A 19436-nucleotide genomic window follows, 5' to 3' on the forward strand; every position below is an offset into this window, starting at 1 on the left:
TTTTGAATACGTCGGCGATTTATTTATTTGAGCCACGCTTGCGATGGTCTTTCCGTCCCCAGGCAATCAATTCATCAATTCCCAGACCAACACGGGATGCGGCTTGTAATGCATCAATATACGCTTTGCGAATTTCAGCCTGCTGTTTCAGGCCGATCATTTCCCGGGCCTCAACAATAATGTCCTGCAATTCGGAATAGGACAGTTCCTCAAGGCCAAACCGGGAGGGATTTTCACGGCTCATAAGCGAATCCTGAATATGTTTTATGATGGAGTTCTCAAATTATAGGCATAAACACATTCTTTCGGAAGGGGATTGCGAAAGTGATATACATGGGCCTGACTTCATTATTTATATTGTTGAAGATGCATCAATATGATGCAGGAAACCGGAGCCTTGAGCGGCAAGTCGATATCGATTTTTGGGGCGTGGGGGCAAACATAAAATCATGTGCTCGGCGATAGAAGTAAATGATCATATTATCAGTTTCGGCGACCACAAAATCTTGCCGGTACTGCTGAGAAATGGTGATGTTCGGTGGCTGCGCTGGGGTGAACGTCATGGCGTCCCATCACCCTGGATCGCCGGGCCCTGCGCGCGGCTGGACAGCATCCAGGCGGGAAAATGGGATCGTTACCAGCCGGTCCCTGTAAAACTGCCGGTACGGCGCTATATGGAGCGTAATGCCCGTAACAAGCCGTATTGGGTGCGGTTGAATGAAGGGGAATATTTACAGGGCCTGGCGGCCAGGGTTGGCGATGAGGTGCGGGTTTATGTGGTGACCGTGGATACCCCGGCAGCGTATCGCCATGTCAGCGATCGATGGCCGAGGGTTATTGCCGCGACCTGATATCAAACATCAATATACAGGGGTTCAAGATAGTCCACGAACTCCAGCAATTCCTGAGCGTTCAGGGCGGGAACCAGTTTGCGAACGGCGGCCTCGGAGGCTTTTTCAATGCCGGCGCCGCCAATATCCACCAGTTTCCGGGCGATCATGCCCAGTTTCAGCGAGTGCATCGATTCCACATAAAAATGCTGGTGCGCCAGTCGGGAAAACCGCAACACCGCTTCGGTAAAATCGTGCTGCACGGAGATATCGCCCTGCCGGATCGCGGCGAAGCAGCGACGATAAGCGGCGGCGAGGTCGGTCGGAATCGGGAAGCTGATATAGGTTTTCCCGTCCACTTCCAGTCGCCGGGCGCGGATCTGGTTGGCGACCGGCGTCATGTCGCTGTTGGACATCTTGTGCAGCACCTGACGGTTCATGGTGTGCGACGTGCCCTTGATGATGGAGGCCACGCCTTCCAGGACTTTGCGCGCCATGCTGCCGTGCGGCATCATTTCACTGTTGCCCAGCACCATGACCTGCACGATGACGTCCGTGTAGTCGTTGGCGACCTCAATCAGCAACGGAGCCAGCGGATCACGCGTTCCCTGATCCAGATGGTCAATCAGCCGGGCAAAATTGTCACGGAGTTTGTCCGGGCAGGGAATCGCGTAATACGTTGTCATGGCGGCTCCTTAACGCTCAACCAGCATGCCGCGGATGTAGTCGGCCAGATGCTTCAGTTCTTCGTTCTTGAGGGCGCGCACCATTTTCGGCAGCACCGAGTGCAGTTCCTTGTGCAGGGCGGAACGGGTCATTTCGGTGGTCTTGCGCAGGATCATGCCCAGGTCGAGGGTGGCGATGAACTCGTCGTAGTAGTGCACCAGCGAAAGGTCGGAGAAACGCATCATGGCCTGGACAATGGCTTCGATATGTTCACGGCCCTGCCCGGCGTCCACGGCGGCGAAATGCTTCTGGAACTCGTCATACAGGTCGTGCGGCAGCGGGAAGCCCAGGCGCGGGGTATCATTCGGCAGGTTCAGGAAACGGGCGCGGATGAAAACGGCGCGCTTGGCGACTTCACCATTGCTGGCTTTGCCCAGCATCATCTTCAGCATGACATGCATGGTCTTCTTCAGGAAGCCGCCCAGGAAGTTGATCATGTTGCTGCCTTCGCCGCTGCCCATGTTGTTGACCATGTTCAACAGCAGGTTGTCGATGATTTCATCCGTCATCTTGGCGGCAATGCCGTTCGCCAGATGGAATTGCGGATCGGAAACCTTGCGGTCCAGATTGCCCAGCAAGGTGCGGATGTCGTTTTGCAGCGATTCGCTGGGTACAAAACCGAGGTAGGCGGTCATGCGGCGTTCTCCCTGTTGAGTGTTGCTTCAGTTAAATTGTCAGGCGTGATTGTGGCGGCTGTACCCGCTAATGGCAAGTATTCTCAATCGTTCTTCTTTATTGCCGCGACAGGCGCGGCAGTCTGTCCGGCAAGGCTTCGGCGTTGCTGCGCCACGGATTGATGTCCAGCCCGCCGCGCCGGGTGTAACAGGCGAAAACGGTCAGTTGTTCCGGAGTGCAATGACGCAGGATGTCGCGGTAAATCCGCTCGACGCACTGCTCATGGAAATCATTGTGCTCGCGGAAGGAAATCAGGTAGCGCAGCAGCCCTTCCCGGTTAATCTTCGGGCCGGAATAACGGATCTGTACGCTGCCCCAATCCGGCTGGCCGGTCACCGGGCAGTTGCTGCGCAGCAGGTTGGAATGCAGGGTTTCTTCCACATGCTCCGCCTGATCCGCTTTCAGATGGCCGGGATTGGGTGTGAAGTCACAGTCCTCCAGCGGCAGGTCGTCCAGGCATGTTCCTTCCAGCGTCGTCAGGCTGCAGGCGGCATTGACCGGCAGCAGTTCCACACGGACGGATGCTCCTGCTGAGTGGCTGAGGTCGGCGGCGGCGCAGTCGATGACCGCTTGCCGGTCGGCGAAGCGATGCTGGTTCAGCGAGTTGAAGTACAGCTTCATCGACTTGGATTCGATCAGGCACGGCGAGTCAGCGGGAACGGTGATGCGGGCGATGGCGACCTGCGGCTTGCCGTGTGGGTCCAGCCAGGACACTTCGTAGTTGTGCCAGATATCGACGCCGTGGAATGGCAACGGCGCTCCCGTCAGTTCCAGAGCCTCGCGCCCTTCGCGCCGTTCCAGCGGGCACAGCAGGCCGGGATCGTAGGCATGGATGTAGTCGGTCTTGACGCCCAGCTGGGTCTTTTCATACCAGGCCATGACTTACTCCCGCATGCCGCGGCCGCTTTTCAGCAGGCGGTAGGAGTAGATGTACAGCCCGACGGTCACCAGTGTCACCATCGCCAGCGATACCCAGACATTGACATCACTGACGCCGAGGATGCCGTAGCGGAAGGCGTTGACCATGTAGACGATCGGGTTGAGCAGTGACAGCGTCTGCCAGAACGGCGACAGCTGGTCCATCGAATAGAAGACGCCGCCGAGGTAGGTCAGCGGCGTCAGCACGAAGGTCGGGATGATGGAAATGTCATCGAAGGACTTGGCGAATACTGCATTGACGAACCCGCCCAGCGAGAACAGCGCCGCCGTCAGCAGGATGGTGTAGATGATGACGAACAGGTGGTGGATGTCGAGGCTGGTGAAGAACAGCGACAGTACGGTGACAATGGCGCCGACCGCCAGCCCGCGCGCGATGCCGCCCAGCACGTAGCCGCAGAGGATGACATGGTGCGGCACCGGCGATACCAGCAGTTCCTCGATGCTGCGCTGGAACTTGGCGCTGTAGAAGCTGGAGACCACGTTCGAGTACGAGTTGGTGATCACCGCCATCATGATCAGGCCGGGCACGATGTATTGCATGTAGTGGAAGCCGCCCATCTCGCCGATGCGGCTGCCGACCAGGTTGCCGAAAATGACGAAATACAGCGTCATGGTAATGGCTGGCGGCAGCAGCGTTTGCGGCCAGATGCGGGTGAAACGCCGCACTTCCTTGACGAGGATGGTTTGCAGGGCAATCAGGGTTTGGTCGCGATTCATGGAAACTCAGGCCGTCTTCAGGTTCTTTTCCACCATGGAGACAAACAGTTCCTCCAGGCGGTTGGCGCGGTTGCGCAGGCTCAATACTTCAATGTTCTGTTCGCTCAGCAACGTGAACACGCGGTTCAGCGACTGGCTCTTGGCCACGGCGATTTCCAGCGTGTTCTCGTCTAGCAGGCGCACGTCATAGCCGTCCAGCACCGGCGCGGCGCTGAGCGGCGTGCGCAGGTCGAGGTGGAAGTGCTCGACCTGCAGCTTGCCCAGCAACGACTTCATGTCGGTGTCCTCGACAATGCTGCCCTTGTCGATGATGGCGATGTTGCGGCACAGCATCTCGGCTTCTTCGAGGTAATGCGTGGTCAGGATGATGGTGGTGCCCTGCCCGTTCAGCTCGGTCAGGAAATCCCACATCGAGCGGCGCAGTTCGATATCCACCCCGGCAGTGGGTTCGTCCAGGATCAGCAGTTTCGGTTCATGCACCATGGCGCGGGCGATCATCAGGCGGCGCTTCATGCCGCCGGACAGCATGCGGGCCGCGGCGTCGCGTTTTTCCCACAATCCCAGCTTGTGCAGGTATTTCTCGGCGCGCTCGCGGCCGAGTTTGGCGGGAATGCCGTAATAGCCGGCCTGGGTGATCAGGATGTCGATCACCTTCTCGAACATGCCAAAGTTGAATTCCTGCGGCACCACGCCCAGTTGCTGCTTGGCCAACGACAGGTCGGTGTCGATGTCGTGGCCGAAGATCTTCACCGAGCCGGTGGTCTTCTGCACCAGCGAGCTGATGATGCCGATGGTGGTCGACTTGCCCGCCCCGTTGGGGCCGAGCAAGGCGTAGAAGTCGCCTTCCTGCACCGTCAGGTTGATGCCCTTCAGGGCCTGGAAGCCGTTGCGGTAGGTCTTGCTGAGGTCGCGGAGGATCAGGGCCTCGGTCATACGGGTCTCACAGATAAAGGTCGAGGGCGCGGGAGCCGGGTTGGCCGCGCCAGATCCAGTGCAATTGCTCGTCATCGAACCAGAGCCAGGCCCCTTCCATCATCCAGGGCCAGTCTTCGTCGCGCAGTTCGTCGCGGCCGAGCAAATGATATATGAAAGCGGCGAGGATGGTGTCATGGGTGACATGAACCGTCAGTTCGCCGGGTTCGGACTGATGTTCGTGCAGATGGCGGATCAGCCGCGCCGCGCCTTCCTGCGGACTGAGCAGGCCTTCCTGCGGGGTGCTGATGTGATGGTTGGCGAAGGCCAGCGGCCCCAGTTTCAGGAACAGCGGTCCGACGCGGCGGATGTCCTGCACATAGCAGCCCGGTTCCACCAGCAGGAAAGTGGTTTTCACCTCCGGTTCCGCGATGCCGGCGCCGCGCGCCATCGCCAACGCGGTATCGACGCAGCGTCCGACCGGACTGCTGTGAAAGGCGGAGACCGGTCGCGGCAGCCGCCCGCCCCAGCTTTCCGCCAGCGCGACGCCTTCCGGGGTAAGCGGCAGGTCGTAACCGGGCACCCCGTTGGGATCCTGGGTGGTTTCGCGCAGCGAGTGCCGGGTCAGCAGGATCACCGGCTTGTCTTCCGGCAGGATCAGCAGCGAGCGTTCAAGTTCGGGATGCAGCATCGTGATGGATTCGGTCGCGGGAATCCGGCGAATGTAGCATAAATGCTGCTCGCCGGAGGCCGGACAAATCGCAAAAACGGTCAGGCGATGGCGGCGACAGCCGTGGGAAGCACCTCATCGGTGCGGACGATGAACCGTTCCAGCACATTGGGACCGAAAGTGGTGGTCAAGGCGACATCGGAGGCGTCGCGGCCGCGCGCCATCAGCACCCGGCCGATGCGTGGCACGTTGTTGCGGGCGTCAAAGGTATGCCACCGGCCGCCCAGATAGGCTTCGAACCAGCCGGCAAAATCCATGGGTCCGTAGGGCGGCGGCATGCCGATATCGCCCAGATAGCCGGTGCAGTAGCGCGCCGGTATGTTCATGCACCGGCAAAAGGCAATCGCCAGATGCGCGTAATCGCGGCAGACGCCCCGCTTCTCGTGGAAGACCTGCAAGGCGGTCTTGGTGGCGCTGGCGTGTTCGTAGCCAAAGGCAATATGGTGATGGACGAAATCGCAGATGGCCTGCACCCGCGCCCAGCCTGGCGGCGTCTGGCTGAACAGTTGCCAGGCGGTGGCGGACAGTACGTCGGTTTCGCAATAGCGGCTGCCCAGCAGATAGACCAGCGTTTCCTGGGGAAGATCCTGAATGGGGTGCTGAATGGCTTGCGGCACAAGGGTATCCGGCAGGCCAGTGTCGTTGACCAGGGCTTCGGTGGTCAGCCGCAGTCGTCCGGCGGGGGCCACGATGCGGGTGCAACGGTTACCGAAGCCGTCACGGTAACTGGTGAAGGGAATGGCCGGTTCGGTGATCAGCTGATCCGGGATGACAATGTCCCCGGAACGGCTGTCATGAATGTTCAGCATCAGGATCATGGGAGTAGGCTGGGGACATTGGTAGACCAATTCGTAACCAACGCGAAGCTGCATGGGGAAAACCTCGGGGGCGATGGATGCGGGAAAGACGGAAGATCATCAAGAAGAAAGCAAGAACGGGGCCAGTTTCCGGCCATTGCAACCGGAAAGGATGGCGTGACGGCGGATCAGGCGTTCTGCGACAAGGCGATTTCCGCCGCCAGCGGCAGCAACCGGATGAGACGATCGGCCCAGGCGCGCTGACCGGCGGCGGTGCTGATCAGGTCCTGGCGGATTTCCAGTTCGACATGCGGCAGGCCGTTGCGCTCACCGTGTACCGGAATGCTGTAGTCGGTGGCGTCACTGACGGCGTAAGGCTCATTGTCGCCGATGACCAGTCCCGGTTCGCGGCGCAACAGGTCCAGCAGCGGCAGCGCGAGGCGGGTGTCGCGGTGGTAGAGCACTCCGGCATGCCACAGTCGGTTGACGCCTTTATAGACCGGCGTGAAGCTGTGGAGCGAAATCAGGATGGTGACCCGCCCCGCCTGCTTCCGTGCCTGCAGTTCCTGGCGGATGCGGTTGTGATAGGGATGAAAGATGGCATGGGCCCTTACCGAGCCATCGGCTGGCGTCAGATCCTGATTACCGGGGATAGTGGTGTTTTCGCTATGGGCGGCGATGGAGTCCCGCGCCAGCAGCGGCCGGTTGCAGTCTATGACCAGCCGTGAGTAATTCTGGCGGATCAGGCAGGCGTCCAGTCGCGCCGCCATCTGACCGGCCAGACCGGCGATGCCGATGTCCCAGGCAATATGGCGCTGCAGGTCGGCCGGCGTCAGCCCGAGCTGTCCCAGCTGGCGGGGAATGTGGCGACCGGCGTGATCGGCGATGAGCAGGAAGGGAGACGTTCCCGCCGGGCGTTCAACGTCGAAAACGGAGGGGTCGTCCCGGCCCAGCAAGGGGGGGATGTCAGACATCGAAGAGACTCGGCGATGATAAGAAAGACAGCATACCTCATTGCTGAAATATTGACAGTTCCATGACACGGGGAAACTGTGAACGTTTCCCCTCTCCGGTACATCAGGCCCGGGCGAAGTCTTCAATGCGGCGGAAACCGCCCTTCGCCTGTTCCAGTTCGAAGGCCAGCTCCAGCAAGGTCTTTTCATCGCCGTGCGCGCCGGAGAAATGCACCGCGATGGGCAGGCCCTCGGCGGTGGCGCCCAATGGCAGGGAAATGGCGGGACTGCCGGTGGCGTTGTTCAGCGGCGTGAAGCTGACGTATTGCAGCAATCGCTCGAACAGCGAGTCGAAATCCTGTTCCGGCGACAGCCAGCCCAGTTTCGGCGTTGTGTGCGACAACACCGGCGACAGCACTACATCGTAATCGCCGAAATTCCGAGCGTAGTCATCCTGCGACTTCTTCAGCCGGTACAGCACCGCCGGCGTTTTCAAGGCGTTCTTGCGATAATGGCGTGCCAGCCCGACGCTGAGGTTGTCCAGCATCCGCTTGTCGAAGTCCGGGCTCATCAACTGCTTGCCGAAGGTCGACACCAGAAATGACAGCATGCCCCAGTAGATGCTGAAGTCGTCAGCAAAGCTGGGCTTGATGTTCAGCGGCATTTCCGAAACGCGGTGGCCCAGGCTTTCCAGCAGCCTGGCAGTTTGCAGCACGGTCTCGCGCGTGGCGGCGTCGGTGGGGGCGCCGTTGATCGAATCCAGCACCAGTCCGACCCGCAGCCGCCGCTTGCCCGGCCCTTCTACCGCGCCCACGCCGGGCAGACGCCGGTTGCGGTAGACCTGCTCCATCCCGGCAAAGAAGCGGGCGGTATCGCGCACGGTGCGGGTGACTACGCCCTCCCCGACAATGTTCACCGGCAACGAACTTGACGCCTCGGCATCAATGAAGCGGCCTCGCGTCGGTTTCAGGCCGACCAGCCCGCAGGCCGCCGCCGGAATGCGGATGGAGCCGCCGCCGTCATTGGCGTGCGCGATCGGCACCACCCCGGCCGCCACCAGCGCCGCCGCCCCGCCCGAAGAGGCGCCGCTGGAATAATCCAGATGCCAGGGATTGCGCACCGGATTCAGGCCCATGTATTCGGTGCTGGCGTTGAAGCCGAATTCCGGCATGCGGCTCTTGCCCAAGGTGACAAAGCCCTGCGCCAGCAACTGTTTGGCGAACGCGCCATCCTCCTTGGCGGGACGGGCGTTGACCGCTGCTGAACCCTGGTTGGTGGGCAGCCCTTTCAGGTCGGTGTTGTCCTTGATAAAGGTGGGCACCCCGGCGAAGGCGCCGCTGGCCGCTGCGCTGGCGGCATCCAGCGCAGTGTCGAACAGCGGCAGTTCGATGGCGTTGATGTACGGCTCCAGCCGCTTGGCGCGGGCAATGGCGGCTTCCGCCACCTCGCGGGGACTCAGCTCGCCGCGGGCAATCAGCGTGGCGATGGCGGTGGCATCCAGGCCGCCGAGGGCGTCATCACAAAAGGCGTGTACGGTCTTGGCGTCGGTCATGATCAATCTGGCACGTTAGTTCAGGATTACCGCACTTTGCGCCAAGCCCGTAAAACTGTCCAGAACCATTCAGGCCACCCCGCCGGAGCAAATACGGTCAGCGGAACTGATTTACAGATTTGTACAGTACAAAGTATTGATATGGGGCAAGGATTGGTCTAAATTGACCACATCGCCACTTATGTACTATACAAAATGAAGATCGCCGTTATTGGTTCGGGAATTTCAGGTCTTAGCGCCGCGTGGCTGCTGGCGAACCGGCATCAGGTCACGGTGTTCGAAGCCGGCAGCTATGCCGGTGGCCACAGCAACGCCGTGGACGTGACGCTGGACGGTCATACCCATCCGGTGGACACCGGATTCCTGGTGTTCAACGAGCGCACCTATCCCAACCTGATCGCCCTCTTCGAGAAGATCGGCGTCAGCGAGTTCAACAGTGACATGAGCTTCAGCGTGAAGCTGCCCGCAGAAAACCTGGAGTGGGCGGGCAGCAACCTCGGCAGTCTTTTTGCGCAGAAGTCCAACCTGCTGCGTCCGGCCTTCTGGCGGATGATTGCCGACATCCTTCGCTTTAACCGTCAGGCGGAAGCTTTGCGGCTGAAGGCGGAACAGCAGCAACTGACGCTGGGTCAACTGATCGCCGCCGAAGGCTTTGGCGAGTCCTTTGCTCATTGGTACCTGCTGCCGATGGGCGCGGCCATCTGGTCGACGCCGGTCAGCGGCATGCTCGACTTCCCCGCCGCCACCTTCATTCGTTTCTGCCAGAACCACGGCCTGCTGCAAATCAGCAACCGGCCGCAGTGGAAGACAGTAGTGGGCAGTTCCCGAGAATATGTCCGTCGACTGGTTGCCGGTATCGGTGACGTGCGGCTCAATGCGCCGGTGGAGTCGGTGCGGCGGCAACCGGACGGCGCCATCATCCGTGTTGGCGGCGAAGACCTGCGTTTTGACGCCGTGGTGCTGGCCTGCCATTCCGATCAGGCGCTGGCGCTGCTGGCTGATGCCGATGAAGATGAACGCACCATCCTGGGCGATATCCGTTATGCCCATAATACCGCCTGGCTGCATACAGATGCCTCGGTGATGCCGACGCGGCAAGCCGCCTGGTCGGCCTGGAATTACTACACGACGGCTTCCGCAGGCACGGACAGCCCGGTGGCCGTGACCTATTGGCTGAACAAGCTGCAACCCCTGCCCTTCAACACGCCGGTTTTCGTGACGCTGAATCCGCCGGAGCCGATCGCCGCCGACAAGGTGCTGCGCCGCTTTGACTATGACCATCCGCAGCTGGATCAGGCCGCCTATGCCGCGAAGCAGCGCGTGGCGTCGATCCAGGGCCGAAACCATACGTGGTTCGCCGGCGCTTGGACCGGCTACGGCTTCCACGAGGACGGGCTGAAGTCCGGCATCCGCGTGGCGCAACTCCTGGGAGCGAACATTCCCTGGCACGCCGTGCTGGATTGAGGAAACCCGCCATGACGATCGACGCGCGCAATTGGCTGTATACCGGGGAAGTCTTTCACCGCCGTCTGGGCTTGGCGGCGCACGCCTTCCGCTATCCGGCGCTGTTCCTGTGCTTCCCGCTCAGCCGTCGCGCGGCGTTGTCGAATCCCCTGTTCGGCTACAACCGCTTCAACCTGTTCAGCTTTCATGAAGCCGACCACGGCGACGGCCGCGATGCCGAAGCCTGGATCCGCCAGGTGCTGGCCGAAGCGGGATTGGCCCGGTTGGCCGACGGCGAAGTCTGGCTGCAAACGCAACCGCGTATGTTCGGCTTTGTCTTCAACCCGGTTAGCTTCTGGTACTGCCACGATCGGCAAGGCGACCTGCGCGCTGTGCTGGCCGAAGTCAACAACACCTTCGGCGAGCATCACGGTTACCTGCTGACCGCGCCGGACCAGGGCGTGATCGGCGACGGCGCGGAATTGCAGTGCCGCAAGCTGTTTCATGTGTCCCCATTCTTCCCGGTGGACGGCGAGTACCGGTTCCGTTTCCACCGCCGCGACGACCGCCTGACCGTATCGATCCGTTATGACCGCGCCGGTGACGCCGTGCTGAAAACGGTGCTGACCGGACAGTCGCGGCCGCTGACTTCGCCGGAGCTGCTGAAGGTGCTGGCCGCGCAAGGCTGGAGCACGCTGCTGGTTGTCGTCCGTATTCATCTGCAAGCCCTGAAGCTCTGGCGCAAGGGCGCTGTCTTTCATCGCAAACCGTCGCCCCCGACCCTGGAGATTTCCTCATGACCCTGCAAAGCACGATGCCCTCCGCCGCGATGCCGTTGAAGGCCGCCCTGTTCATCCGCATGCTGGACAAGCTGCAGGCCGGATCGATGAAGCTGACCCTGCCCGGCGGTGAAATCCTGCATTTCAACGGTCCGCAACCCGGCCCGCATGCCGACCTGCAGGTACGTGATTGGTCTGGCCTAGGTCGCATCTTGTCCGGCGGCGACATCGGCGTGGCGGAAGCCTATCGCGACGGCCAGATCGACAGCAGCGACATGCTGCAGGTGCTGTTACTGGCCCTGGCCAACGAGGCGGTGCTGGATCGCGCGTTGCACGGCAGTTTCCTGGGCACGGTGTTCTACCGTGTGCGTCACCTGCTGAACCGAAACACCCGCCGCAACAGTCGTCGCAACATCCATGCCCATTACGATATCGGTAACGATTTCTACCGGCTTTGGCTGGATCCCGGCATGACCTACTCCTCGGCCCTTTTCACGCATCCCGAACAGAGCCTGAGCGATGCGCAAACCGCCAAGTACGATCGTTTGCTGCAGGCGCTGGACGTGAAACCGGGGCAGCATATTCTGGAAATCGGTTGCGGCTGGGGCGCGTTTGCGGAGTATGCGGCAACCCGTTATGGCTGCTTCGTCACCGGTGTTTCGTTGTCCACCGAGCAACTGGCCTGGGCCAACCAACGCGTGCTCGGCACTGCTGCCGAAGGCAAGGTGGAGTTCCGTTTCTGCGATTACCGCGACCTGAAGGGGCAATACGACGCGATTGTCTCGGTGGAAATGCTGGAAGCCGTAGGTGAGGAATGGTGGCCGACCTACTTCAGGCAGGTGAAGCAGTTGCTGAAGCCCGGCGGCCGCGCGGCGATCCAGACCATCACCATCGCCAATGAACGCTTTGATGATTACCGTCGCAAGACCGATTTCATCCAGCAATACATTTTCCCCGGCGGCATGCTGCCCTCGCCGCAACGTCTGGGCCGGGAAATCGCCGATGCCGGTCTGAGCGAACGTGACCGTTTCTTCTTCGGCCCGGACTACGCCGAAACCCTGAAGCAGTGGCGGCATGCCTTCGACCGGCAACTGCCCGCCATCCGCGCCCAGGGCTTTGACAGCGCCTTCATCCGCCTGTGGCGTTTCTATTACTGGTACTGCGAAGCCGGTTTCCTGACCGGCCGCACCGATGTTTGCCAAGTGGTGCTGGAAAAATGAACGCTGACTCCCTGACCGCCCTGACCGCCTGGTACGAACGTTTGACGCCGGACTCCCTGAGCGCCATCCGTACCTTTTATGCGGAAAGCTGTTATTTCAAGGATCCGTTCAACGAGTTTGACCGGCGCGAGCAGGTGGAAACCTTGTTTGCCGATATGTTCCGCAAATTGCAGGAACCCCGTTTCGTGATACGGGAAACCGTGCGTCAGGATCAGGGCGCCTTCCTGGTCTGGGATTTTGATTTCGCGGTACGCGGCCGCGCCATGACCATCAAGGGCTGTTCGCACCTGAAATTCGATGGGCAGGGACGCGTGGTATACCATCGCGATTATTGGGACGCCGCTGAAGAGCTTTACGAAAAACTGCCCGGTATCGGATTCCTGATCCGGCAACTGAAAAAACTGGCCTGACCCGAGGGTATGATCATGATCGAATTCCTGAATTCGCAAGCGTCCGAGGCCGCCGGTGCTCCCGGCCTGCTGCCGATCAATGCCGTGGAACGTGAAACCGGCATCTCGAAAGAGTTGCTGCGCATGTGGGAGCGTCGCTACGGCTTCCCCAATCCCGACCGCGACGCCCAGGGCGACCGCGTTTACGGCCCGGCCCAGATCAACAAGCTGCGCGTCATCCGCCGCCTGCTCGACGCCGGTTTCCGTCCCGGCAAGATCATCACGCTGGAAATGCCGGAACTGGAAAAGCTGGTCGCTTCCAGCCACGGTAATCCCAGTCCGATATTACCCCCTGATCTGGAACAGGAGCTGATCGAGATCCTGCGCAGCCGCGAGCCGCACAAGGTGCGCGAATACCTGAACCACCAGATGGTGCGCATGGGGCTGCAATCGTTCATCCTTGATCTGATGCAGCATGCGAACACCATCGTCGGCGATGCCTGGATGAGCGGCAAGATCGAGATTTTCGAAGAGCATCTCTACACCGAGGAATTGCAGGCCCTGATCCGGCAGACCATCGGTTCCTTGCGCCCGGCTTCGTCGACGCCCCGCATCATGCTGACCACCGCACCCGATGAGCATCACACGCTGGGCATCCTGATGGTGGAAGCCTTGTTGCGGCTGGATCAGGTGGATGCGGTGTCCTTCGGCGCGCAGATGCCGGTGCGGGATATCGCCCAGGCAGTGGCCCGGCACAAGATGGACATCGTCATCCTCTCCTTCAGCGCCGCCTTCCCCAGCAACCGCGCCATCGAGTTCCTGGAGGAGCTGCGTTTCCGCCTGCCGCTGGGCGTGCAGATCTGGGCGGGCGGCGGCGGCATGCGCACCACCCGGCGCAGCATCGAGGCCGTGCAGATATTCAACGACCTGCAAAGCGTGCGTCAGGGCGTGGTGCAATGGAAGCGCATCAAGGGAAATCGCGCGGCATGAGCCGGCATCTGGTCTGGTTGCGCGCGGACTTGCGCAGCATCGATAATACCGCCTTGAGCGAAGCCTGCCGCGACCCCGAAGCCGAGGTCGCGGCGCTGTGGCTGGTGACGCCGGAGCAATGGCGGCGGCATGGCAAGGCCGGTTGCCAGCTGGATCTGGAACTGCGCACCCTGCGCGAGCTATCCGTCACACTGGAAGCGCTGAACATCCCGCTGCTGATCCGCGAGGTTCCCGATTTTGCGGCCATTCCCGCCTTGCTGCTGTCCCTGTGTCAGGCCGAAGGTATCGACCGCGTCTACTGGAACAAGCAGTACGAATGGAACGAGCGCGTTCGCGACAAGGCTGCCGCTGACCTGTTGCGCGCCAATGGCATCACGGTCGAGATGCATGCCGACCAATGCATTATCGGTCCCGGCGAGGTGCTGACCGGTGACGGTCGTTTCTATTCGGTCTACACCCCGTTCAAAAGGAACTGGCTTTCGCAAATATACGAGCGCGGCGTGCGGGTGCACCCTGCGCCGTTGAAACGGCAGTCCGCGTGGACCAGGCCTGATCCGGTTCCAACGTCGGTTCCCGGTTTCGAGTCACATGTGCCGTTGCCGGAGCTGGAACGGCTGTGGCCGGGCGGCGAATCGGCGGCGTTGGCGCGGCTGGAGGTATTCACGGACAAGCATGCCCGCCGTTATCGCGAGTTGCGCGATTTTCCGGCCTTGTCGGAAGCCACCAGCGGCCTGTCGCCTTATCTGGCGATCGGCGCGATTTCGTCGCGTCAGTGCTGGCAGGCAGCAGCCAATGAATTGGCGGCTTACGGCCCGTCCGCGGACATTGACCACTGGGTCAGCGAGCTGGGATGGCGTGAGTTCTACAAGCACATCCTGGTCGGTTTTCCCCGCGTCAACAAGCACCGGCCCTTCCGCCTGGAAACGGAGCAGTTGCGCTGGAATGACGACGAAGAGGCGTTCCAGCGCTGGTGCGACGGCAAAACCGGGTTTCCCATCGTTGATGCGGCCATGCGGCAACTGCGTGCCACCGGCTGGATGCACAACCGTCTGCGCATGATCGCGGCCATGTTCCTGACCAAGGACCTGTTCATCGACTGGCGCAAGGGTGAACGCTTCTTCATGCAGCACCTGGTGGACGGCGATCTGGCCGCGAACAACGGCGGATGGCAATGGAGCGCGTCCACCGGCAATGACGCCGCGCCCTATTTCCGCATATTCAACCCGAAGTTACAGAGCGAACGTTTTGATCCGGAAGGCAATTTCCTGCGGCGCTATCTGCCGGAACTGGCCGGGCTCGACAACAAGCGCATCCATGCCCCGCACGAGAAGCAGCGCGACTTCCTGCTGGATTACCCGCTGCCGATGGTGGATCACCGCGCGGCCTGCGAGGAAACGGTCAGCCGCTTCAAGGCCCTGGGGGAATTGCCAGTCGGCCGGGCGGATAACCGCTAGGCGGGACTGACTAGTTCAGCCAGTCCTTGCCCAGCAAACGCTGGGCATAATCACTCAACAGCGCCTCAAGCGCCTCGCGATCCGCCTGTGTCTCCCGCGTGGCGCGCATGCGGTGTTCCGGCCAGATCCGCCGGTCATGGTAAAACGCCCCGCTTTGCAACCTGTCGCGACGGGCGGCGGCCAGCCATGTCATGGTGTCCGCCCCTTCCTCGGCATTACGCAGCAGCGGCCGGGTCAGCTTGCGAAACCCCGGCAGCGCCGTTTGCACGCCCACCGTATCCGCCCAGCCCGGATGCATGCTGTACACGCCCACTGACGGAAACTTGGCCGCCCAGCGCCCGGTCATGATCACCTGGCCACGCTTGGTGCGCGCGTAGACATCCGGCCCTTTGTACGTCAGTTGCCGCGTTTCGGGGTCATCGACGCGGATGTGCTGCGTATACATGCCCCCGGAAGAGACATTGATCACCCGCGCGTCCACCCGGCCGGCCAGTGACGGCAGCAGTTTCTCGGTCAGGATGTAATGCCCCAGCAGGTTGGTGGCAAATGTCGCCTCCAGACCTTCCGCCGTTTCCCGGCGTTCGTTGAGCAGCACACCGGCATTATTCAACAGGATGTCGATGTTGCCGCGCTGGCGCAGCCGCTCGCTTAAGGCAAGCACCGCCTGCATGTTCGAGAGGTCGGCGATTTCGCACTCCACCGGTCCACCGTTCGGCAGACGAGTCAGCGTCTCGCGCATCACCGCCAGCTTGCCGGCATCGCGCCCGACCAGGACCACCGTCGCGCCCAATCCACACAGTTGCTTTGCCGCCGCCGCGCCCAGTCCCCCGGTCGCGCCGGTGATGATGGCGACTCGCCCCTCCAGTCGCGACAGTTCTTCCCAATCCCGGCGCTGACGCCATTGATAACCCAACCGGGTGTAGCCCAGCAGTGATTTTTCCAGCAGCCAGTCCATCATTGTCAGTTCTCCGAAGTCGTGCCGCCTTTGTGCGCCAGACCGGCGTTAACGTCAATCGGACAAACGGCTGCTATCATGCGCGGCCTTGAAATCATGGAGAAAATCATGCGTTACCCCGCCCTTGCCTTGCTGTGCCTCGGATTTCCGGTGTTCAGTGCTGCCGACGAACCCGTTCCCAACCTGAGCGGCATGGTCGATATCGGCTATATCAGCAGCATGGGCACGACCAGCGGCAGCAAGGATACTTTTCGCGGCAAGGTCATGCTGACGAACACGGGGGAATACTGGATCAACATCTTTTCGGGTGAAGGCATCAGTGTCCGTGACGAGTATCCCGCCACCAATGACACCGAGCACTACCTGCTGAACTACAAGGCGCGTCACTACTTGAACCCGCTCGAGTTTTTCACGTTTCGCGGCCAATGGGAAAAAGACTTGCTCAGTGCCAGCGAGTATCAGGCCTTTGTATCGCTGGGGCTGGGTCGTGAGCTGATCAAGACGGACCACCATTTCTTGAAGATCGAACTGGGTCCGGGGGTTCGCCATACCGAATGGAGCCAAGCGGCGACCGAGAATAATGCGATGGGCCTGCTCAGCTGGGACTATGACTGGAAAATCAGTGATGTCTCCCGCTTCACTCACAAAGGCACCGTCGAATCAGCGGAAGACAGCACCGTCACGCGTATCAGCAACCAGTTCAGGCAGAATGTGACGAAAGTGATTGGGATGACCGTTAATCATGACTATCGCTACGAACATGGCAGCCAGAACAAACGTGAAGGGATCTTCACCTTCGGCATTAATTATCAGTTCCAATGATTTGTTTTAAAAAGAAAAAGGCGTCCTGATGGACGCCTTTTTCATGGAGCGGGAAACCGGTTATTCCCCGTGGTTCTCCGCCAGGAAGAACCAGGTATCCAGCACCGAGTCCGGGTTCAACGACACGGAATCAATGCCTTCATCCATCAGCCACTTCGCCAGATCCGGGTGATCGCTGGGGCCCTGACCGCAGATGCCGACATACTTTCCGGCCTTCCGGCAAGCCTGGATGGCGCGCGAGAGCAGGAACTTCACGGCCGGATCACGCTCGTCGAACAGGTGCGAGACAATACCGGAGTCACGATCCAGACCCAGCGTCAGCTGCGTCAGGTCGTTGGAGCCGATCGAGAAGCCGTCGAAGTGCTGCAGGAAGTCCTCGGCCAGTAAGGCGTTGGTCGGCAGCTCGCACATCATGATCACCTTCAGGCCGTTTTCGCCGCGCTTCAGGCCCTTCTCACCCAGCAACTGGATGACGCGGGATGCTTCGCCGACGGTGCGGACAAAGGGAATCATGATTTCGACGTTGGTCAGGCCCATCTCGTCGCGGACCTTCTTCAGCGCGCGGCATTCCAGATCGAAGCAGTCGCGGAAGTTGTCGGAGACATAACGCGACGCGCCGCGGAAGCCCAGCATCGGGTTTTCTTCTTCCGGTTCGTACAGCTTGCCGCCGATCAGGTTGGCGTATTCGTTCGACTTGAAGTCGGACATGCGGACGATGACACGCTGCGGATAGAACGCAGCGGCCAGCGTGGCAATGCCTTCCACCAGCTTCTCGACGTAGAACTCCACCGGCGAGGCATAACCGGCGGCGCGGGCGGTAACGGCGTTACGAATGTCGCGCGGCAGGGTGTCGTAGTTGAGCAGCGCCTTCGGGTGCACGCCAATCATGCGGTTGATGATGAACTCCAGACGCGCCAGACCGATGCCCTGGTTGGGAATTTGGGCAAAGTCAAAAGCGCGGTCGGGGTTGCCGACGTTCATCATGATCTTGAAGGTCAGCTTGGGCATCGAGTCGATCGAGTTCTTCTGGATTTCAAAATCCAGCATGCCCTCGTAGATATAACCGGTATCGCCTTCAGCGCAGGACACGGTCACTTCCTGACCGTCAGCTAGCAACTCGGTGGCGTTGCCGCAACCGACGATGGCCGGCACACCCAGTTCACGCGCAATGATGGCGGCGTGACAGGTGCGGCCGCCACGGTTGGTGACAATCGCGGAAGCCCGCTTCATCACCGGCTCCCAATCCGGATCGGTCATGTCGGAGACGAGCACGTCGCCATCCTGGACTTTGTCCATTTCCTTGATGGAAGTCACGACCTTGACGCGGCCGGCGCCGATGCGCTGACCGATGGAGCGGCCTTCGCACAGCACTGTGCCCTTCTGCTTCAGCAGGTAGCGTTCCATGGTGCCGACATTCTGGCGGCTCTTCACGGTTTCGGGGCGGGCCTGCACGATGTAGAGCTTGCCGTCGTCGCCGTCTTTCGCCCACTCGATGTCCATCGGCTGGCCATAATGCTTCTCGATGATCAGGGCCTGGCGGGACAGGTCGGCCAGTTCGTCGTCGGTGATGGAGAACTTCAGGCGTTCGGCCTTGTCGACATCCACAATCTGGGTGGACTTGCCGGTAGCGCCGCTGGCGCCGTAGATCATCTTCTGCGCCTTGCTGCCCAGGTTGCGGCGCAGGATGGCGGGACGACCGGCCTCCAGCGTCGGTTTGTGGACATAGAATTCATCCGGGTTGACGGCGCCCTGCACCACCATTTCGCCCAGACCGTAGGACGAAGTGATGAAGACAACGTCGCGGAATCCGGATTCGGTGTCCAGGGTGAACATGACGCCGGAAGCGCCCGTTTCGGAGCGAACCATGCGCTGCACACCGGCGGACAGGGCCACCAGCTTGTGTTCGAAGCCCTGGTGCACGCGGTAGGAAATGGCGCGGTCGTTGAACAGCGAGGCGAACACTTCCTTGACGGCGATCAGCACGTTTTCGATGCCGCGGATGTTAAGGAAGGTTTCCTGCTGGCCGGCAAAGGAAGCGTCCGGCAGGTCTTCGGCGGTGGCGGAAGAGCGAACGGCGACCGGCACGTTTTCATCACCGCCGGTCAGCTTGGTGAAATCTTCACGGATGGCTTTTTCCAGGGCCGGTTGCAACGGCGTCGCCACGATCCATTCGCGGATCTGCTTGCCGACTTCGGCCAGTTGCACCACATCTTCGACATCCAGGGTTTCCAGGATGTCGTGAATGCGCTTGTTGAGGCCGCTTTGTTCGAGGAAATCGCGATAGGCTTGCGCCGTGGTGGCGAAGCCGCCGGGAACCGACACGCCGGCATTGGAAAGGTTGCTGATCATTTCACCGAGCGAGGCGTTCTTGCCGCCTACCCGTTCGACATCGTGCTTGCCAAGTTGCTGAAACCAGAGAACAAGTGCTTCCAAGGTGAGGCTCCCTTACTAGGTTGGGTCATCGCCGGGGTGGATCGCAACCCGGACGTATTGTGGCCGGGACAGGTTATGTCCACAGCGGATTGTGTATTACACTCGCCGTCAGTGGCGACT

The 19436-nt window shown here is 60.8% G+C and carries 20 protein-coding genes; 8 read left to right on the plus strand and 12 right to left on the minus strand.

What is annotated here, in order from left to right:
* Window positions 1-19 precede the first annotated feature (19 nt).
* A complete protein-coding gene (locus EV700_RS09935) occupies window positions 20-244 on the minus strand; it encodes a hypothetical protein (protein WP_130413269.1) in 225 nt (74 codons plus the stop codon).
* A 262-nt stretch (window positions 245-506) separates the two neighbouring features.
* On the opposite strand from EV700_RS09935, the gene EV700_RS09940 reads away from it, so the two are divergent.
* Window positions 507-851 carry a hypothetical protein gene (locus tag EV700_RS09940; protein WP_130413271.1) on the plus strand — a complete coding sequence of 115 codons (345 nt, stop codon included), beginning with the start codon at window positions 507-509 and terminating at the stop codon, window positions 849-851.
* A 2-nt stretch (window positions 852-853) separates the two neighbouring features.
* Here the strand turns inward: EV700_RS09940 and EV700_RS09945 are convergent, their stop codons facing one another.
* The 9 genes from EV700_RS09945 to EV700_RS09985 all read right to left on the minus strand — a co-directional run bounded on the left by EV700_RS09945 (window position 854) and on the right by EV700_RS09985 (window position 8831).
* A complete protein-coding gene (locus EV700_RS09945; RefSeq protein ID WP_130413273.1) occupies window positions 854-1516 on the minus strand; it encodes a hypothetical protein in 663 nt (220 codons plus the stop codon).
* 9 nt (window positions 1517-1525) lie between these two features.
* Window positions 1526-2191, minus strand: a complete 666-nt coding sequence (locus tag EV700_RS09950) for a hypothetical protein (RefSeq protein ID WP_130413275.1) — start codon at window positions 2189-2191, stop codon at window positions 1526-1528.
* 97 nt (window positions 2192-2288) lie between these two features.
* Window positions 2289-3110 carry an NADPH-dependent 7-cyano-7-deazaguanine reductase QueF gene (queF, locus tag EV700_RS09955; protein ID WP_130413277.1) on the minus strand — a complete coding sequence of 274 codons (822 nt, stop codon included), beginning with the start codon at window positions 3108-3110 and terminating at the stop codon, window positions 2289-2291.
* A gap of 3 nt (window positions 3111-3113) precedes the next feature.
* Complete coding sequence (locus EV700_RS09960; RefSeq protein ID WP_130413279.1) at window positions 3114-3887, minus strand: ABC transporter permease; 774 nt, start codon at window positions 3885-3887, stop codon at window positions 3114-3116.
* Window positions 3888-3893: 6 nt separating this feature from the next.
* The gene (locus tag EV700_RS09965) at window positions 3894-4820 is read right to left on the minus strand and encodes an ABC transporter ATP-binding protein (protein ID WP_130413281.1); all 927 of its coding nucleotides are present in this window, start codon (window positions 4818-4820) and stop codon (window positions 3894-3896) included.
* Between the two features lie 7 nt (window positions 4821-4827).
* Window positions 4828-5490 carry a histidine phosphatase family protein gene (locus EV700_RS09970; RefSeq protein ID WP_207224633.1) on the minus strand — a complete coding sequence of 221 codons (663 nt, stop codon included), beginning with the start codon at window positions 5488-5490 and terminating at the stop codon, window positions 4828-4830.
* 80 nt (window positions 5491-5570) lie between these two features.
* The gene (locus EV700_RS09975) at window positions 5571-6401 is read right to left on the minus strand and encodes a transglutaminase-like domain-containing protein (protein WP_130413285.1); all 831 of its coding nucleotides are present in this window, start codon (window positions 6399-6401) and stop codon (window positions 5571-5573) included.
* A 113-nt stretch (window positions 6402-6514) separates the two neighbouring features.
* Window positions 6515-7300, minus strand: a complete 786-nt coding sequence (locus EV700_RS09980) for an N-formylglutamate amidohydrolase (protein ID WP_130413287.1) — start codon at window positions 7298-7300, stop codon at window positions 6515-6517.
* 103 nt (window positions 7301-7403) lie between these two features.
* Window positions 7404-8831 (minus strand): amidase, encoded by a 1428-nt coding sequence (locus tag EV700_RS09985; protein ID WP_130413289.1) that lies wholly within the window; start codon window positions 8829-8831, stop codon window positions 7404-7406.
* A gap of 195 nt (window positions 8832-9026) precedes the next feature.
* On the opposite strand from EV700_RS09985, the gene EV700_RS09990 reads away from it, so the two are divergent.
* From EV700_RS09990 to phrB, 6 genes are read left to right on the plus strand one after another with little or no spacing between them, the layout of a single operon-like run.
* Window positions 9027-10295 (plus strand): NAD(P)/FAD-dependent oxidoreductase, encoded by a 1269-nt coding sequence (locus EV700_RS09990; RefSeq protein WP_130413291.1) that lies wholly within the window; start codon window positions 9027-9029, stop codon window positions 10293-10295.
* An 11-nt stretch (window positions 10296-10306) separates the two neighbouring features.
* A complete protein-coding gene (locus EV700_RS09995) occupies window positions 10307-11074 on the plus strand; it encodes a DUF1365 domain-containing protein (RefSeq protein WP_130413293.1) in 768 nt (255 codons plus the stop codon).
* A complete protein-coding gene (locus tag EV700_RS10000) occupies window positions 11071-12273 on the plus strand; it encodes an SAM-dependent methyltransferase (protein WP_130413295.1) in 1203 nt (400 codons plus the stop codon). The genes EV700_RS09995 and EV700_RS10000 overlap by 4 nt, the downstream gene beginning before the upstream one ends.
* Window positions 12270-12683, plus strand: coding sequence for a nuclear transport factor 2 family protein (locus EV700_RS10005; protein ID WP_130413297.1), 414 nt, complete (start codon window positions 12270-12272; stop codon window positions 12681-12683). Before EV700_RS10000 ends, EV700_RS10005 begins: the two co-directional genes overlap by 4 nt.
* 15 nt (window positions 12684-12698) lie before the next feature.
* Entirely contained in the window at window positions 12699-13652 is a 954-nt protein-coding gene (locus EV700_RS10010; RefSeq protein WP_165391416.1) for a MerR family transcriptional regulator, read from the plus strand.
* Window positions 13649-15106: a deoxyribodipyrimidine photo-lyase gene (gene phrB, locus EV700_RS10015; protein ID WP_242610237.1), complete on the plus strand. Its 1458-nt coding sequence runs from the start codon at window positions 13649-13651 to the stop codon at window positions 15104-15106. The genes EV700_RS10010 and phrB overlap by 4 nt, the downstream gene beginning before the upstream one ends.
* Window positions 15107-15116: 10 nt before the next feature.
* Here phrB and EV700_RS10020 read toward each other — a convergent pair whose 3' ends face one another.
* Window positions 15117-16064 carry an SDR family NAD(P)-dependent oxidoreductase gene (locus tag EV700_RS10020; protein ID WP_130413303.1) on the minus strand — a complete coding sequence of 316 codons (948 nt, stop codon included), beginning with the start codon at window positions 16062-16064 and terminating at the stop codon, window positions 15117-15119.
* 75 nt (window positions 16065-16139) lie between these two features.
* Between EV700_RS10020 and EV700_RS10025 the strand changes: the two genes are divergently transcribed.
* A complete protein-coding gene (locus EV700_RS10025; protein WP_130413304.1) occupies window positions 16140-16883 on the plus strand; it encodes a DUF481 domain-containing protein in 744 nt (247 codons plus the stop codon).
* Window positions 16884-16943: 60 nt separating this feature from the next.
* Here EV700_RS10025 and ppsA read toward each other — a convergent pair whose 3' ends face one another.
* Window positions 16944-19316, minus strand: coding sequence for a phosphoenolpyruvate synthase (ppsA, locus tag EV700_RS10030; RefSeq protein WP_130413305.1), 2373 nt, complete (start codon window positions 19314-19316; stop codon window positions 16944-16946).
* Window positions 19317-19436: the final 120 nt, after the last annotated feature.

This window comes from Fluviicoccus keumensis, assembly GCF_004217445.1.
Lineage (GTDB): Bacteria > Pseudomonadota > Gammaproteobacteria > Pseudomonadales > Moraxellaceae > Fluviicoccus > Fluviicoccus keumensis.

Coding starts and splice junctions, on each gene's coding strand:
- EV700_RS09935 (WP_130413269.1), bottom strand. CDS start 244: ATGAGCCGTGAAAATCCCTCCCGGTTTGGCCTTGAGGAACTGTCCTAT.
- EV700_RS09945 (WP_130413273.1), bottom strand. CDS start 1,516: ATGACAACGTATTACGCGATTCCCTGCCCGGACAAACTCCGTGACAAT.
- EV700_RS09950 (WP_130413275.1), bottom strand. CDS start 2,191: ATGACCGCCTACCTCGGTTTTGTACCCAGCGAATCGCTGCAAAACGAC.
- queF (WP_130413277.1), bottom strand. CDS start 3,110: ATGGCCTGGTATGAAAAGACCCAGCTGGGCGTCAAGACCGACTACATC.
- EV700_RS09960 (WP_130413279.1), bottom strand. CDS start 3,887: ATGAATCGCGACCAAACCCTGATTGCCCTGCAAACCATCCTCGTCAAG.
- EV700_RS09965 (WP_130413281.1), bottom strand. CDS start 4,820: ATGACCGAGGCCCTGATCCTCCGCGACCTCAGCAAGACCTACCGCAAC.
- EV700_RS09970 (WP_207224633.1), bottom strand. CDS start 5,490: ATGCTGCATCCCGAACTTGAACGCTCGCTGCTGATCCTGCCGGAAGAC.
- EV700_RS09975 (WP_130413285.1), bottom strand. CDS start 6,401: ATGCAGCTTCGCGTTGGTTACGAATTGGTCTACCAATGTCCCCAGCCT.
- EV700_RS09980 (WP_130413287.1), bottom strand. CDS start 7,300: ATGTCTGACATCCCCCCCTTGCTGGGCCGGGACGACCCCTCCGTTTTC.
- EV700_RS09985 (WP_130413289.1), bottom strand. CDS start 8,831: ATGACCGACGCCAAGACCGTACACGCCTTTTGTGATGACGCCCTCGGC.
- EV700_RS09990 (WP_130413291.1), top strand. CDS start 9,027: ATGAAGATCGCCGTTATTGGTTCGGGAATTTCAGGTCTTAGCGCCGCG.
- EV700_RS09995 (WP_130413293.1), top strand. CDS start 10,307: ATGACGATCGACGCGCGCAATTGGCTGTATACCGGGGAAGTCTTTCAC.
- EV700_RS10000 (WP_130413295.1), top strand. CDS start 11,071: ATGACCCTGCAAAGCACGATGCCCTCCGCCGCGATGCCGTTGAAGGCC.
- EV700_RS10005 (WP_130413297.1), top strand. CDS start 12,270: ATGAACGCTGACTCCCTGACCGCCCTGACCGCCTGGTACGAACGTTTG.
- EV700_RS10010 (WP_165391416.1), top strand. CDS start 12,699: ATGATCGAATTCCTGAATTCGCAAGCGTCCGAGGCCGCCGGTGCTCCC.
- phrB (WP_242610237.1), top strand. CDS start 13,649: ATGAGCCGGCATCTGGTCTGGTTGCGCGCGGACTTGCGCAGCATCGAT.
- EV700_RS10020 (WP_130413303.1), bottom strand. CDS start 16,064: ATGATGGACTGGCTGCTGGAAAAATCACTGCTGGGCTACACCCGGTTG.
- EV700_RS10025 (WP_130413304.1), top strand. CDS start 16,140: ATGCGCGGCCTTGAAATCATGGAGAAAATCATGCGTTACCCCGCCCTT.